Raw genomic sequence first — 15055 nt, 5'->3', positions numbered from 1 at the left:
ACGCGGAAGCGATGATGAATTGATGTGAGCTGCGTCACGTCCGCACGCATCGGCTCCATGAGGCCCCGCAGCATGGAACACACGACCGTCGAACACCCGGATGACCTCCGCCGCGCGATCCGACAGGTCCCCCAAGTCGCTTACCCCGCCTACGACTTGCACCCGAGATCCGCCTACCTCAACCGCACCGGGACATGCCTCCGTGAAGACTGTGGCATATGCCAGACGCATCACCGGGTCGTGTCTTGCCGAATCCCTTACACGGCGTCGCGGGCTGTGCAAGAGTCGTAACGGCCCCTTCCGTCCCCCTTGGTCGTCCCGCCCCCGCATCGGAGTGCGTCATGCCGCCCCCTCTCTCTGCGGACCGCCCCGCCGCCCAGCCGCCGGGTCGCGGCCCGGTCGACGCGCTGATCACGCAGACGCGACGGCTCAGGGGCGAGGTCGACGCCGTACGGAGGGACGCGCACAGCGACGGAACCGGCCCGCAGGGACGCTGGCAGCGCGCGCTCTACGACCTGGCGCTGCACCAGCTCAACGACCTCGACGCGCACTTGGCCGAGCTCCGGGACGGCCCGCCCTCGGCGGCGGAGACCCCGGCGCCGCCCCCTCCCCGACGCGGCGCGCCGCGCAGCCGGGTCGGCAGCGCGGAGTGGAACCTGCTGACGGACGACGCCGTATGGTCCCCGGAGCTGTACCGGCTCGTCGGCCGCGACCCGGCCACCCCCGCGCTCACCCTCGACGAACTGCCCTCGCTCGTCCTGGAGGAGGACCGCCCCCGGCTCACCGCGATGGTCACCGGCTGCCTCGTCGACGCCCGGCCCATCGACGGCGAGTTCCGGATCGTCCGGCCCGACGGCGAGGTCCGGTCCGTGCACATGATGGGCGAGCCCGTCCTCGACGCCGACGGCGGCACCGCCGCCATGTGGGCCGTGCTGCGGGACGTCGGCGAACTGCGCCGCGGCCAGCGGGCGGTGCGCGAGACCCGTGACTCACTGCACCGGCACCGGCGGCAGGCGCAGACCGAGCGCCGGGTCGCGGTCGAACTGCAGCAAGCCGCGCTGCCGCCCTGGCGCGGTCTCCTGCGGCTCGCGCACCAGGGCCCCCGCCGTCTCGACGTCGCCGCCCACCACCTGGCCGCCCACACCGGCTCACCGATCGGCGACGCCTGGTACGACGCGCTCGAACTCGCCGACGACGAGATGCTGTTGAGCGTCGGCGACCTCACCGGCCAGGGCCCGGACGTCGCTCCCACACTGGCGATGACGCTGGGCGCCCTACGCGGCATGGCGATGGCGGGCACCCGCCCGGCCCAGCTGATGTCCTGGCTCAACCAGTTGCTCGACGCGGGCACCCGACCCGCCCTCGCCGGCGCCGTCTGCTGCCGCTACCGGCCGCAGACCCGCACCCTCACCTGGGCGCGGGCCGGACACCCCGCCCCGCTGCTCCTCCGCGACGGGACGGGACGCCGGCTCGACGCACCGGCCGGCGCCCTCCTCGGTGCCACCCCCGGCGCCGTCTACGGACAGGCCGAGGAGACCCTCGAAGAGGGCGACCTCCTTCTCCTGCACACCGTCGGGCTGGTACCCGGCGATGGCCGCGGGGCCGACACGGACCTTCTGCTGCTGGACCTGGCCCCGCGTCTCGCGGCGACGCCCACCGCACGGGACTGCGTACGGATGGTCGTGGAGGAGTTCGGCACGAGCGACCGCGAGGACGACGCCTGTGTGCTCGTCGCCCGGGTGACGCCGTACGACGCCTGACGCAACGACGCCTGGCATAACGTCACCTGGCGCACCGGGACCGCGACGACGGACCCACGGGCACCCTCGCCACCGGACCGGGGTACGACGGGCCGGAGCCCCTGCCGACGGCTACGCCGGAGTGGTGTTCCCGCCCCGCCCTCCCCTCGCCTTCGGCAGCGCCTGCCGGATCTCCTCGCGCAGCTCGCCGATCCCCGGGGAGTCGGCGTACTCCGCGGTGAGCCGGTACATCTGGCGCAGCCGGTCCCAGGTGCGGCGGGAGGAGTTCGACCCCATCGACATCAGGGCCAGCCGGGCATACCGGTCCGCCTGCTCGGGGTCGTCCCCGATGAAGCAGGCCGACGCCATGGACAGATGGTCGAAGATCTTCGACCGCTCCCGTCCGTCGATCCGCAGCGACAGCGCCTTCTCCGCGTAGTACTGGGCGTGCGCGGCCGCGCCCGGCTCGAACTCCGCCAGGGTGCGGTAGGCCAGGGCCTGCATGCCGTACAGGTCCTCGTCCTTGAAGGTCTGCATCCACGACGGCGTCCTGGCGTCGTCGCGGTCGGAGACGAACAGGTCCTCCGCCCGGCCGAGGGTGCGGCGCATGGCCTGGCCCTTGCCCATCGACGCCTGCGCCCAGGCCTCCACGGTGTGGAACATGGCCCGGGTACGGGGCAGCACCTCGTCACCGGAGCCGGACTGGGCGAGCTTCATCAGATCGAGGGCCTCGTCGGGCCGGCCGAGGTGCACCATCTGCCGGGCCGCCCGGGAGAGCGCCTCTCCGGCCCGCGGGCGGTCACCGCCCTCTCTCGCGGCATGGGCGGCGATGACGAAGTACTTCTGGGCCGTGGGCTCCAGGCCGACGTCGTGCGACATCCAGCCCGCGAGGACGGCGAGGTTGGCGGCGACGCCCCACAGGCGCCGCTGGAGATGGGGTGGGTGACGGTAGGCGAGCATGCCGCCCACCTCGTTGAGCTGGCCCACCACGGCCTTGCGCTGGAGCCCGCCGCCACGGGCGGCGTCCCAGGCCCGGAACACCTCGACCGAGCGCTCCAGTTCGTCGACCTCCTCCGTCCCGATCGGGGCGGCCTCGTAGCGGTCGAATCCTGCGGAGTCGGCGTGCGCGAGGGGGTGGTCCATGACGGGAGCGTCGGCGGAGAGGGTGGGGTCGGTGTGCAGCCAGTCGTACATGGCCGTGCTGAGTGCTGATCCCGCGGCGAGCGCGGCACCCGCGCCCACCAAGCCGCGTCGGTTGAGCATGAGGTCCATTCCCGTGAATTCGGTGAGGACCGCGGCAGTCCGTTCGGGCGCCCACGGCACGCCGTCGGGAGGATCCGCGCTCCCGCCGCCCTGCCGTTTCCCCGTACGCCCGTGCCGTACCAGACCGAGGTCCTCGATGGTCACGACACGGCCGAGTCGCTCGGTGAACAGGGCCGCCAGCACCCGCGGCACCGGATCGCGCGGGATCTCTCCCGTGTCGATCCACCGCCGCACCCGCGAGGTGTCCGTCGCCAGCTGGGGATGGCCCATGGCCGCCGCCTGCCGGTTGACCAGCCTCGCGAGTTCGCCCTTGGACCAGCCGGCCAGGCCGAACAGGTCCGCGAGCCGGGTGTTGGGTTGTCCGCTCACGTAAGCCCCCAGGTTCTCGGCTGAGTTGACAGTAGCCCGGGGACAGTGCCGAGGGACTATTCGCCAGGGTTTCGCCAGGGTCCGCCAGATGGTGTGCCACCGGGCTACGGGTGTCAGGTAGGAACGCGCCACCCCGACCCGGTCTCCGGGGGACATTCCCCAGGGTGCACCCGGGAGACCGGGCCGGGCAGCGCTTTGACACAGCAGGCACACGAAGGGATCTGTCTCCCCCATGTACGCAGCATCGTCCTCCGTGTCCGCCCCGCCCCGGTCGCTGCTTCCCCGCCCGGGTGGCGGCGGCCCCTACCTCGACCCCGCACGGTCGGCGGCCCCGGCACCCGGCGGGGGCCGCGGCGGCCGGCGTCCCGCGGGTCTCGGCGCCCCACCGCTCAGCGGGAGACTCGACCTGTCCGGCCCCCAGGGCGCCCAGCTGCGCACGGCGATCGCGTCGGTGCACCGCATCTGCCCGGAGTTCGCCCCGGTGCAGGTGCTGCGCCGCAGCGGCCGCTCCGTCCTCCTGGTCGGTACGACCGGACGCAGCACGGCCGTCGCGAAGTGTTTACTGGACCATTCGCCCGTCTGGGCGGAACGGATCCGCCACGAGATAGCCGCTTACCGCACGTTCGTCCGGCACCGCCCCCCGGTGCGGGTGCCGCGACTGATCGCGGCGGACCCGGACAACTGCACGCTCGTCGTCGAACGGATGCCGGGACGGGCGGCGGCACTCCAGCGGCACCCGGCGGAGGCACCGCCGCGCGCGGACATCAGGGCGGCGCTGGGCGCCGTCTGCCGGCTCAACGCCTGGCGTCCGCCCGGGGGTACGTTCGACGCACCGCTCGACTACGCGGCCCGCATCTCCCGCTACCACGAGCTGGGCCTGCTCACCGACCGGGACCTGGGCGACCTGCAGAAGCTGCTGCACGGCATCGCGGCGACCGCGGGCCGTCAGGGCATGGGCCAGTTCTGCCACGGCGACGCCCTGCTGTCGAACATCCTGGTGTCACCGGCCGGTCCCGTGCTGGTGGACTGGGACCACGCGGGCTGGTACCTGCCGGGCTACGACCTGGCGACGCTGTGGTCGGTCCTCGGGGACGCGCCGGTGGCGCGCCGTCAGATCAGCCAGATCGCGCAGTCGGCCGGTCCGGCCTGGCGCGACGCGTTCCTGGTGAACCTGATGCTGGTCCTGACCCGGGAGATCCGCACCTACGAGACGGCCGTGCAGCGTTCGATGCACGACACGGCCCCGACGGCTCCGGGCACGGCCCATCCGGCGACCGCGCAGTCCGGCGAGGAACAGCGGCTGCTGCTGCGGCGGCTCCACGACGACTGCCAGCTGGCCCGGCGGGCCGTGCGGGCGGCTGTCGGCACTCGCTGAGGGGGAGAAGGCCGCGGGGGCCGCCGGAGCGGCGGCCCCCGCGGCCTTCGCATGTCCGGACCGCCCCCCGGGGTATCCCAGGCGCTGCGGCCGCCCACGGGACGCTTCCAGATGGTACGGCCACCCGCTGCGGGCGCTTCCGAGTGGTGCGGCGGCCACCGATCCCGGCGCTCGGGAGTGGCGCGACGGCCACCGAACCGGGCGCTCGGGAGTGGCGCGACGGCCACCCAGCCGGGCGCTAGCGGGTGGCGCCGCGGCAGACCGAACCGGGCGCTCGTGAATGGCGAGGCGGCCACCCAACCACGCGCTCGCGAATGGCGAGGCGGCCACCCAACCACGCGCTCGCGAATGGCGAGGCGGCCACCCAACCACGCGCTCGTGAATGGCGAGGCGGCCACCACGCGCGCGCGAATGGCGCGGCCAACCGCTCCAGGGGCTCGGGAGGGGTGCCACCGCCCGGGTGAAGCGCTCCGCCGAGGCCACGGCCGCCCGGCGAGGCACGCTCGCCCATCGGTGTACTCCTCTGACGCGCCGCAGGCCCGCGGGCCGCCGCCACGAAACTCGCCGAACCCCTGTTGACATGGGAAATCGTCTCCTGATGGGCATGATTGACGGACCGTCGGCAAGCGGGTACCCCTGCCTCGCGCCGGCCCCGCACGCCCCGCCCCGCTCGTTCGTCCCAGGAGGCCGCATTGCGAAGATCCGTCACCCATCCTCGACCAGTGCCCGGTTCCGCAGGCGCCCGCGGGGCCACCGCCGCCGTGGCGTCGGCGGCCCTGCTGCTGCCGCTGCTCGGCGCGGCCTCCCCCGCCACGGAGTCCACGGGCTCCACCGGCTCCATGGGCGCGGCCGGCGCGTCCGCGACGCTGCTGCAGCGGGCGTTCAGCACCGCGGCCGCCGAGTACAGCGTGCCGCAGAGCGTGCTGCTGGGCGTCTCCTACCTCCAGTCCCGCTGGGACGGGCACGCCGGCGCGCCGAGCGTGACCGGCGGCTACGGCCCCATGCACCTCACCGACGCCCGCTCCGCCCTGACCTCGGCCCCGCACCACAGCGAGGGCACCGAGGACGCCCGCGGCGACGACGCCCGTCCGCCGCTGCGTCCGCGGACGGCTCTCCCCGAGGACGCCGAGATCCCGCCGAGGCTGAACACGCTGCTGAGCGCGGCCGAGCTGACCGGTCTGCGTCCTGAGGACCTGCGCACCGACCCCATGGCCAACGTGGCCGGCGGCGCCGCCCTGCTCGCCGCCGCCCAGCGGGACCTGGGCGAGCCGCTGAGCGCCGACCCGGCGGACTGGTACGGCGCGGTGGCGTACTTCTCGGGCGCCGACGACACCGCGACGGGCGCCGCCTACGCGAACGACGTGTACGACGTGATCCGCACCGGCGCGGAGCGCACCACGGACGCCGGCCAGTGGGTCGCGCTGCCCGCGCAGCCGCGGGTGCGGCCGCGCACCGACCAGTTGCGGCACATCGGTCTGCGCACGGCGTCCGCCGCGGGCACCGAGTGCCCGAGCACCGTCTCCTGCGAGTGGATCCCGGCGCCCTACGAGCAGTTCGGCGACAACGACTACGGCAACCACGACACGGGGGACCGTCCGGCGTCCCAGTCCGTCGACTACATCGTCGTGCACGACACCGAGGGCGGCTGGGAGGGCGTCATCGACCTGGTCCAGGACCCGGCCTACGTGTCCTGGAACTACTCGCTGCGCTCCACCGACGGCCACATCGCCCAGCACGTGAAGGGCAAGGACGTCGCCTGGCACGCGGGCAACTGGTACGTCAACGCCAAGTCGATCGGTCTGGAGCACGAGGGCTTCCTCGCCGCTCCGGACTCCTGGTACACGGAGGCCATGTACCGGTCGTCGGCGCGCCTGGTGGCGTACCTGGCCGCGAAGTACGGCGTCCCCCTGGACCGCCGGCACATCCTGGGCCACGACACCGTGCCCGGCCCGACGACGGCGAGCGTCCCGGGGATGCACACGGACCCCGGCCCGTACTGGGACTGGCGGCACTACTTCGAGCTGCTGGGCCGTCCCTTCGAGGCGACGGCCGGCCAGAACGGCTCGCTGGTGACGATCCTGCCGGAGTACGCGGCCAACCAGCCCGTGTACACGGGCTGCACGGCCCCGGGCGGGCCGTGCGCGGCACACGGCTCCAGCGAGGTCCGGCTGTACTCCGACCACTCCGGGACCGCGCCCCTGATCAAGGACATCGGCCTGGGCACGACGCCGGGCACGGGCGTGAACGACCTGTCCTCGCGGGCGTCCACCGGCCAGCAGTACGCGGTGGCCGACCGGTGGGAGGACTGGACGGCGATCTGGTACCTCGGCCAGAAGGCCTGGTTCCGCAACCCGGCGCAGCAGCCGACGGCCGTTCCCGCCTCCGGCACGGTGGTCACCCCGAAGGACGGCGTGGACAGCGTCCCGGTCTACGGGCGGGCCTATCCGGAGGCGGCGGCCTATCCGGCGGGCGTCCCGGCGCAGGCGGTCTCCGCGCTGCCGTACCGGCTGCCGAAGGGCCAGAAGTACGTCGTCGGCGGCACGGTGCCGGGCGAGTACTACTACGCGGTCACCTTCGCGGCCGACACGCACCGGGTGGTGGTCGGCAAGGACCTGTACTACGAGATCCAGTACGGCCACCGGGTCGCGTTCGTCCGGGCGGCGGACGTGCGGGTGTCGGCCTCCTGACCGGTCAGCCCTGCTGGAAGAGCTCCGCCGGGAGCGGTTTCAGCAGGGCGTACAGGTCGTCGGTGATGGGGCGGTCCCAGGCGGCGATGGTGACGAGGACGTTGTCGCTGCGGTCGAACTGGACGCAGGAGATGCGGCTCTCGGAGAGCTTGAGGCGGCGCACGATCAGAAGGTTGTCGCCCTGCATCACCGGCATGTCCTCGGTGCCGACGACGGTCACCTCCTCGTCGTTCTCCAGTGCCAGCAGCAGCTGCGCGACCTCGAAGGGCACCTGGCCCTCCGGGACCTCGCGGGCGGGGGAGCCCGCCGGGAGGTTGCCGATGATCATCGCGGGGCCTCGGCCGCCGAAGAGGTCGTAGCGCAGGAAGACGCCCTGGCAGGTGCCGTCGGGGGCGGGCAGCAGCCCGGCGCCGAGATTGCCGGGCCAGTCACCCGGGTCCATGGCCAGTACGTCGAAGTCGGGCCCGGCGGGGGTGGCGCTGCGGCGGCGGAGGAACGACATGCGGCCATGGTACGTGGTGCAGTTCGGCGATGGGCGCGAGGTCACGGGGGCGATGGGCCGCGGAACCGCCGGGCGCGGGCGGAGGGGTGGGGCCGGTCGTGGAGGGGCGGGGTGACGAGGGGCTGTCGCTGACGGCGTCCGTCCCTTCCGTCCCTTTCCGTCCGTCCCGCTGGGCCGTCCCTCCCCCCGGGGGGGTCAGCCCACGGTCTTCCGGTGGCGCTCGTGGTGGCGGGCCACGCGGGCGCGGTTGCCGCAGGACGGCTTGCACCACTCCTGGCGGGGGTGGTCCTTGAGGAAGTAGCGGACGCAGCGCGGGGCGTGGCAGGCGCGCAGGCGCTGCCGGTCCGGGCCGGTCAGGAAGGAGATCGCGGCCTGGGCGAGGGCGGCCGTGAGATCGCCGTCCGGTACGGGCCGCCGGTCGACGACGGGGCCGGTGTCCTCGGTCCACCGCAGGACCGGGACGGTGGGGGTGCGGGCGGCGGCCGCGTTCAGCCGGCGCAGGGCCTCGGGCAGCGGCGGCAGGCGGGCCGCGTCGGCGGGGCTGGGCTCGGCGGGGCGGACGGCGTGGGCGAAGAGGGAGCGGACGGCGGCGCGCAGGGCGTGGACGGCGGCGAGGGCGGTCGCGTCGACGGTCCGTCCGGCGGTGTCCGGGAGGTCCTCGGCGTGGGCCGCCACCCAGGCGGTCAGTGCGGCGGGGTCGGCCAGGTCGTCGGCGACCCCGCCGTGGCCGTCGTGCCGGATGGTCAGCGCCAGGTCGAGGGCGAGGCGGGTGGCGCCGTGGGTCGCGTCCTGCATGCGGCCGATGATAGGTCCACCGGAGTGCGTCACCCCGGGGGTCATTCCTCCCCCGGTGCCGGGGGCACGACCGCGACCGGGCTCGCCGCGTGCAGCAGGACGGCGTGGGTGACGGAGCCCAGCATGCGGGCGGGGGCCAGCAGGCGGCGGCGGTGGCGGCCGACGACGACCAACTCGGCGTCGACGGAGGCGGCGACGAGGTGTCCGGCCGCGTCACCGGCGACGGGGTGGGGTTCGGCGCGCACGCCGGGGTGGCGTTCCCGGTGCGCGGTGAGGAAGCCGTCGACGAGGACGCGGGTCTCGTGCTCGACGGCCTCCTGCTCGACGACCGGAGCGATCAGCTCGCCGGGGGCGGCCCAGGTCTGCACGGGCCAGGGGTAGGCGGCGATCACCTGGAGGCGTGCGCCGCGCAGTGCTGCCTCGGTGAAGGCGAAGGCGAGGGTGGCGTCGTCGGGGCCGTCCGTCTTCAGGCCCACGACCACGCGGGGCCCCGGTTCCGGCGCGGGGTGCGGGCCGTCCGCCTCGCGTCCGGGCGGGGGGACGACCACGACCGGGCACTCGGCGTCCCGCGCGGCGGTGAGGCCGTTGGAGCCGAGCAGCAGCCGGGTGAAGCCACCGCGGCCCCGGGAGCCCAGGACGAGCAGTTCCGCCTCCGCGCCGAGTTCGGCCAGCAGGGCGCCCGGCGCGCCGTCCAGGCCGACGTACTCCAGGTCCGTCCCGTCCGCGGCGCCCGCCAGCCGGGCGCGGGCGTCGGCGAGGACCGGGTCCTCGTCCGGCGGCGGGGGCACCACCACCGGGGCGCCGGGCTGGGTCCAGACGGCGTACTGGCGCACGTGCACGACGCGCAGCGGAGCCCCGCGCCCGCGGGCGGCCGCCAGGGCCCAGTCGAGGGCGCGCAGGCTGTTCTCGGAGCCGTCGACCGCCGCGACGACCGGCAGAGTGCTCATGGTCCTCACCTCTGGTCCTCACCTCCGGGACACGTCTTTCGTCCTGCTGGGGCCAGCCTGGCCCAGGCGGGGGCCCGGCCCGGGTCCCCGGGGTCGCGTGTCCGGAAAACGAGGGGGAACACCGCCGGTTCGGCCCGTGGCGGCGGGCCGGACCGGCCGGGGCTGGGGCGCCCTGGGTCAGGGGCGCCCTAGGTCAGGTCGAACTCGCCCTCCCGGGCGCCGCAGACGAAGGCGCCCCACTCCGCGGGTGTGAAGATCAGGGAAGGGCTCTCGGGGCGACCGCTGTTGCGCATCGCGACGAAGCCCTCGACGAAGGCGATCTGGACATCCCCCCGGCCTCTGCTGCTGGACTGCCACTCGGCCCTGCTGAGGTCCAGCTCCGGCTTCTCCCAGCCCGCGAGCGGCTGCTGCTGGATGGTGCTCTCGGCCACGTCCGTGCTCCTCCCGGTTCGTCGTCCGCGGCCAGCCTAGCGATCGGTCATGGACGCGGACAGAGCACATGAGGGGGACCTTGCGACGGTCCGGGGAACGGGCGCCCACGCGTCGCGCGGAGAGAGCCTCGCGCCGTCGCAGGCGTCGCCGAGGCCCGCCCGGGCGCGGCGCCGTCCGGATCATCGCCCCCGAGGCAGGCGACCGAACGATCGGAGTCCTCCGCCCGCGGGCGGCGGCGGTGACGGGCGCGGGCGGCGGGCGGCAGGCGGCAGGCGGCAGGCGGCAGGCGGCAGGCGGCAGGCGGCAGGCGGCAGGCGGCAGGCGGCTCAGCCCAGCCGGTCCCGGAGCTCCCGCTTGAGGATCTTCCCGCTGGCGTTGCGCGGGAGCGCGTCCACGAACAGCACCCGCTTCGGCGCCTTGAAGGCGGGCAGCTTCGCGCGGGCGTGGGCGATGAGGTCGTCCTCCGTGACCTCGCCCCGGGGGACGACGACCGCGGTGACCGCCTCGATCCACTTCTCGTCGGGCAGGCCGACGACGGCCGCCTCGGCGACGGCCTCATGGGTGTAGAGGGCGTCCTCGACCTGGCGGGAGGCGACCAGCACGCCGCCGGAGTTGATGACGTCCTTCACCCGGTCGACGACGGTGAAGTAGCCGTCGGCGTCGCGCACGGCGAGGTCTCCGGAGCGGAACCAGCCGTCCCGGAAGGCGTCGGCGGTCTCCTCGGGTTTGTCCCAGTAGCCCTCGCACAACTGGGGGGAGCGGTAGACGATCTCCCCGGGTGTGCCGTCCGGCACGTCCTCGCCGTCGTCGTCGACGACCCGGGCGTCCACGAAGAGGACCGTGCGGCCGCAGGAGTCCATGCGGCCCTGGTGCTCGTCGGGAGCGAGGACGGTGGCGAGCGGGCCGATCTCGCTCTGCCCGAAGCAGTTGTAGAAGGCGAGCTCGGGCAGGCGTTCGCGCAGGCGTTCCAGGACGGGGACCGGCATGATCGACGCCCCGTAGTACGCCTTGCGCAGCCCGTCGAGGTCGCGGGTGGCGAAGTCGGGGCGGTTGGCGAGGGAGATCCACACGGTCGGCGGGGCGAAGAGGCTGTCGACGCGGCCGGCCTCGATCAGGTCGAACAGCCGGTCGCCGTCCGGCGCGTCCAGGACGATGTTGGTGGCGCCGACGGCGAGGTACGGCAGCAGGAACACGTGCATCTGCGCCGAGTGGTACAGCGGCAGGGAGTGGGCGGGCCGGTCGCCGGCGCTGAGGTCGAGGGCGGTGATCGCGCTCAGGTACTCGTGCACCAGGGCACGGTGGGTCATCATCGCGCCCTTGGGCAGGGCCGTGGTGCCCGAGGTGTACAGCAGCTGGACCAGGTCCTCGCCGCGCGGCTCGGGGCCGTCGTACGGCGGGGCGCCGGCCAGCCGGGAAAGGAGCGAGTCGTCGCTGTCGCGCAGCGGCAGGGTCCGTACGCCGTCGGGGAGCCGGTCCGCGAGGTCGGGGTCGGTGAGGACCAGTGCGCTGCCCGACTGGCCGACGATGTACGCGAGGTCGTCGCCGGTGAGGTTCTGGTTGACGGGGACGTGCACCAGGCCGGCTCGGGCGCAGGCGAGGAAGGCGACGAGGTAGGCGTCCGAGTTGTGGCCGTAGGCGCCGACCCGGTCGCCGGGGGCGAGGCCGAGGGCGAGCAGGGCGGCCGCCGCGCGGGAGACGGCCTCGTCGAGTTCCTCGTAGGTCCAGGTGCGGTCGCGGTACTCGACCGCGACGCGTGCCGGGGTGCGTCGGGCGCTGCGCCGCAGCACCCCGTCGACCGTGCTGCCGTGTCCTGGCGTCATGACACAGGATCCTCGGGGGGCGACGCGGGCGGGTCAAGCGGGCGGCGCCCGGGATACCGGGGTTCCGCGGCCGGCCGAGGGCGGTCCGTCGGCCGGCCGCGGACTCCGCTCCCGTGGGCTACTGGTTGAAGACGGCCTTCTGCACCTCGTTGGGCCCGTCGAAGTGGTCCTGCTTCAGACCGTCGAGGCGGCTGACGACCTTGTCGTCGGCCTTGTTCTGACGGGCACGCTCCACCAGGTGCTGCTTGTCCGTCGGGTAGTCCATGCCGCTGAGGGCCTTCTGCAGGTCGATGGGGCTCAGGTCCGCCATGACAGCCTCCCTGTCATCCGTGCATACGTGCGGTCTTTCCGTTGTGCCGGGGTACCCCTTCCCTCGCGAGGCATGCGGCTCGTCAGCCGGCCCCGCTCTCCAGCACCGCCATCGCCGCGTTGTGCCCCGGCACTCCGCTGACGCCTCCCCCGCGCACCGCGCCGGCCCCGCACAGCAGGACGTTGGCGTGCGGGGTCCCGACGCCCCAACGGCCGGTGTTCCCGTCCGCGTAGGGCCAGGTCAGGTCGCGGTGGAAGATGTGGCCGCCAGGCAGGCGGAGGTCGCGTTCCAGGTCGAGCGGGGTCCGCGCCTCGATGCAGGGGCGGCCGTCGGCGTCCGTGGCCAGGCAGTCGGCGAGGGGTTCGGCGAGGTGGGCGTCGAGCTGGGCGAGGGTGGCCTCCAGCAGCGCGTCGCGCACGGCGTCGTGGTCCCGGGCGAAGAGCCGGGCGGGCGTGTGCAGGCCGAACAGGGTCAGCGTCTGGTGACCGCGTCCGGCGAGGTCCGGGCCGAGGATGCTCTGGTCGGTCAGGGAGTGGCAGTAGATCTCGGACGGCGGGGCGGTGGGCGGCTCACCGGCGGCGGCCTGGGCGTGGGCGCGAGCGAGCTGCTCGTAGCCCTCCGCGATGTGGAAGGTCCCGGCGAACGCCTCGCGCGGGTCGACCGAGGTGTCCCTCAGCCGGGGCAGCCGCTCGAGCAGCATGTTCACCTTGAGCTGGGCGCCCTCGGCGGGGGCGGGCGGTTCGTCGCCGGTGAGGGCGGCGAGGGCCTGCGGGGAGGCGTTCACCAGGACGGTCCGGGCGGCGGCGACGCCCTCGCCGTCGGCGGTGCGCCAGGTGACCTCGGCGCGACGGCCGTCCGTGGCGATCCGTACGGCCTCGTGGCCGGTGGCGAGGACGGCGCCCGCGTCCCGGGCGGCGGCGGCCAGGGCGTCGGTGAGGGCGCCCATGCCGCCGACGGGCACGTCCCAGGCTCCGGTGCCGCCGCCGATGACGTGGTAGAGGAAGCAGCGGTTCTGCTTCAGGGAGGCGTCGTGGGCGTCGGCGAAGGTGCCGATGACGGCGTCGGTCAGGACCACGCCGCGCACCAGGTCGTCCGCGAAGCGCTCCTCGATCGTGACGCCCAGGGGCTCCTCGAACAGGGCCCGCCAGGCGTCCTCGTCGTCGACGCGGCGGCGCAGTTCCCCTCGGGTGGGCAGCGGTTCGGTGAGCGTCGGGAAGACGCTTCGGGCGACGCGTCGGGTCATGCCGTAGAAGCGCTGCCAGGCCGCGTGTTCCCGCTCCCCGCCGGTCAGCCGCGCGAACGCCTCCCGGGTGCGCTCCTCGCCCCCTCCCACGAGCAGGCCGGTCGGCCGCCCGCCCCGCTCCACGGGGGTGTACGACGAGATGGTCCGCCCTTGGACGCGGAACCGCAGGCCCAGGTCCCGCACGATCTTCCGCGGAAGCAGGCTGACCAGGTAGGAGTAGCGCGACAGCCGGGCGTCCACCCCGGCGAACGGACGGGTGGAGACGGCCGCGCCCCCGGTGTGGTCCAGCCGCTCCAGCACCAGCACGGACCGCCCGGCCCGGGCCAGGTAGGCGGCGGCGACCAGCCCGTTGTGGCCACCGCCGACGATCACCACGTCGTAGGCCCGGTGTCCCGGGGTTCCCGGGCGTCCCGGGCGTCCCGGTCCCTCGTGTGCAGGCATGCCCCTTCGTAACACGGGGCGGTCCGGACCGGCCAGGGACGCGAACTGCCCGCCCGTCCTTCCGTGGTACGCGGTGTCGGCCGTCCTGGCGATCGGCATGGCCTCAAGTACGGTCGGGGCTCCGGGATTTCACCCCGGCGGTCACGTGTACGGAACGAAGGGCACCGCATGGACACCGAGCCTCGCCACACCTCCGCGCTTCTGGTCGACCGGCATGGCCGGTACCTGCTCCATCTGCGTGACGCGCACAAGCCCATCGACGATCCGGGTGTCTGGTCCCTCCCCGGCGGGGCGCGGGAGGAGGACGAGACACCGGAGGAGGCCGTCGCGCGGGAGCTGCTGGAGGAGACGGGGCTCGTTCTGGACGGGCTGACCCGCTTCACCGTCATCGACGACATGACCGTCTTCCTCGGCCGCTGGGACGGCGATCCGTCCCGGCTGCCGGTCGGTGAGGGCATCATGTTCGCCTTCTTCGACGCCGCGACCACGGCCCACCTGACGATGGCGCCATGGGCGGCGGAGGTCCTCGCCCGCCATCAGGCCGACGGGGACGTCCCCCCGCCCCTGCGCCACGCGCAGGGTGCCGTCGCGAACGTCGTCGGCGTGCACCTGTACCTGGAGCGCGACGGGAAGGTCCTCCTCGGGCTGCGCCACCCCGACTCGCCCTTCGCTCCCCTGCACCACCACTTCCTGGCCGGCCACTGCGAGCAGGAGTCCGCCGTGGCCTGTCTGATCCGGGAGGCCCGGGAGGAGGCCGGGCTGGTGATCGAGGCCGCGGACGTCGAGTTCGCCCATGTCGTGCACGTCGTCGACGCGCCCGGCACCCGCCCTCGCCTCCAGCTGGTGTTCCGGGCCCGGCGGTGGGCCGGTGAGCCCCGGCTGCTGGAGCCGGACAAGTGCCTCGCCTGGGAGTGGTGGCCGCTGGACGCCCTGCCGGACCCGCTGGTCGGCTACACGCGGACCGCCCTGGCCGGTATCCGGGCCGGTCGGCTCTACTCGGAACTGGGCTGGGAGTGAGCTGAGCCGGACGGGCTCGCACGCCCCTCCCGGGTCGCCCCGTACCGCGAGGGCCGCCCGCCGCCGGTGGCCGGCCGTTCACGCCGAGCCGCGGCGGTGCACGAGCGGACCGGAT

Annotated in this window: 12 protein-coding genes; 4 read left to right on the top strand and 8 right to left on the bottom strand. The window is 74.3% G+C overall.

Features of this window, described 5'->3' with window-relative positions:
* The first annotated feature begins 341 nt into the window (after positions 1-341).
* Positions 342-1760, top strand: coding sequence for a PP2C family protein-serine/threonine phosphatase (locus tag ACIP67_RS01215; protein WP_401685514.1), 1419 nt, complete (start codon positions 342-344; stop codon positions 1758-1760).
* Between the two features lie 111 nt (positions 1761-1871).
* On the opposite strand, the gene ACIP67_RS01210 is transcribed toward ACIP67_RS01215, so the two are convergent.
* Positions 1872-3371 carry a hypothetical protein gene (locus ACIP67_RS01210; RefSeq protein ID WP_401685511.1) on the bottom strand — a complete coding sequence of 500 codons (1500 nt, stop codon included), beginning with the start codon at positions 3369-3371 and terminating at the stop codon, positions 1872-1874.
* A 232-nt stretch (positions 3372-3603) separates the two neighbouring features.
* On the opposite strand from ACIP67_RS01210, the gene ACIP67_RS01205 reads away from it, so the two are divergent.
* Together ACIP67_RS01205 and ACIP67_RS01200 are read left to right on the top strand one after the other, a co-directional pair.
* Positions 3604-4746, top strand: a complete 1143-nt coding sequence (locus ACIP67_RS01205; RefSeq protein ID WP_401685508.1) for an aminoglycoside phosphotransferase family protein — start codon at positions 3604-3606, stop codon at positions 4744-4746.
* A gap of 692 nt (positions 4747-5438) precedes the next feature.
* On the top strand, positions 5439-7433 hold the full coding sequence (locus tag ACIP67_RS01200) for an N-acetylmuramoyl-L-alanine amidase (protein ID WP_401685505.1): 1995 nt from the start codon (positions 5439-5441) through the stop codon (positions 7431-7433).
* Between the two features lie 4 nt (positions 7434-7437).
* Here the strand turns inward: ACIP67_RS01200 and ACIP67_RS01195 are convergent, their stop codons facing one another.
* The 7 genes from ACIP67_RS01195 to ACIP67_RS01165 form a co-directional block, all read right to left on the bottom strand.
* Entirely contained in the window at positions 7438-7935 is a 498-nt protein-coding gene (locus ACIP67_RS01195) for a hypothetical protein (RefSeq protein WP_389522817.1), read from the bottom strand.
* A gap of 195 nt (positions 7936-8130) precedes the next feature.
* Complete coding sequence (locus ACIP67_RS01190) at positions 8131-8730, bottom strand: CGNR zinc finger domain-containing protein (protein WP_401685502.1); 600 nt, start codon at positions 8728-8730, stop codon at positions 8131-8133.
* Positions 8731-8771: 41 nt separating this feature from the next.
* Complete coding sequence (locus tag ACIP67_RS01185) at positions 8772-9677, bottom strand: universal stress protein (RefSeq protein WP_401685499.1); 906 nt, start codon at positions 9675-9677, stop codon at positions 8772-8774.
* A 188-nt stretch (positions 9678-9865) separates the two neighbouring features.
* Positions 9866-10108, bottom strand: coding sequence for a DUF397 domain-containing protein (locus tag ACIP67_RS01180; protein ID WP_385077596.1), 243 nt, complete (start codon positions 10106-10108; stop codon positions 9866-9868).
* A 327-nt stretch (positions 10109-10435) separates the two neighbouring features.
* Complete coding sequence (locus ACIP67_RS01175) at positions 10436-11929, bottom strand: acyl-CoA synthetase (RefSeq protein ID WP_401685496.1); 1494 nt, start codon at positions 11927-11929, stop codon at positions 10436-10438.
* A 118-nt stretch (positions 11930-12047) separates the two neighbouring features.
* The gene (locus ACIP67_RS01170) at positions 12048-12239 is read right to left on the bottom strand and encodes a DUF2795 domain-containing protein (protein WP_385079809.1); all 192 of its coding nucleotides are present in this window, start codon (positions 12237-12239) and stop codon (positions 12048-12050) included.
* 82 nt (positions 12240-12321) lie between these two features.
* The gene (locus ACIP67_RS01165; protein ID WP_401685493.1) at positions 12322-13923 is read right to left on the bottom strand and encodes a phytoene desaturase family protein; all 1602 of its coding nucleotides are present in this window, start codon (positions 13921-13923) and stop codon (positions 12322-12324) included.
* A gap of 168 nt (positions 13924-14091) precedes the next feature.
* Between ACIP67_RS01165 and ACIP67_RS01160 the strand changes: the two genes are divergently transcribed.
* Positions 14092-14940 (top strand): NUDIX domain-containing protein, encoded by an 849-nt coding sequence (locus ACIP67_RS01160; protein WP_401685491.1) that lies wholly within the window; start codon positions 14092-14094, stop codon positions 14938-14940.
* Positions 14941-15055: the final 115 nt, after the last annotated feature.

It is taken from the genome of Streptomyces sp. NPDC088812, assembly GCF_044750285.1.
Lineage (GTDB): Bacteria > Actinomycetota > Actinomycetes > Streptomycetales > Streptomycetaceae > Streptomyces.
The sequence above is the reverse complement of the archived record's forward strand: the minus strand, read 5'-3'. Positions and strand labels throughout refer to the sequence as shown.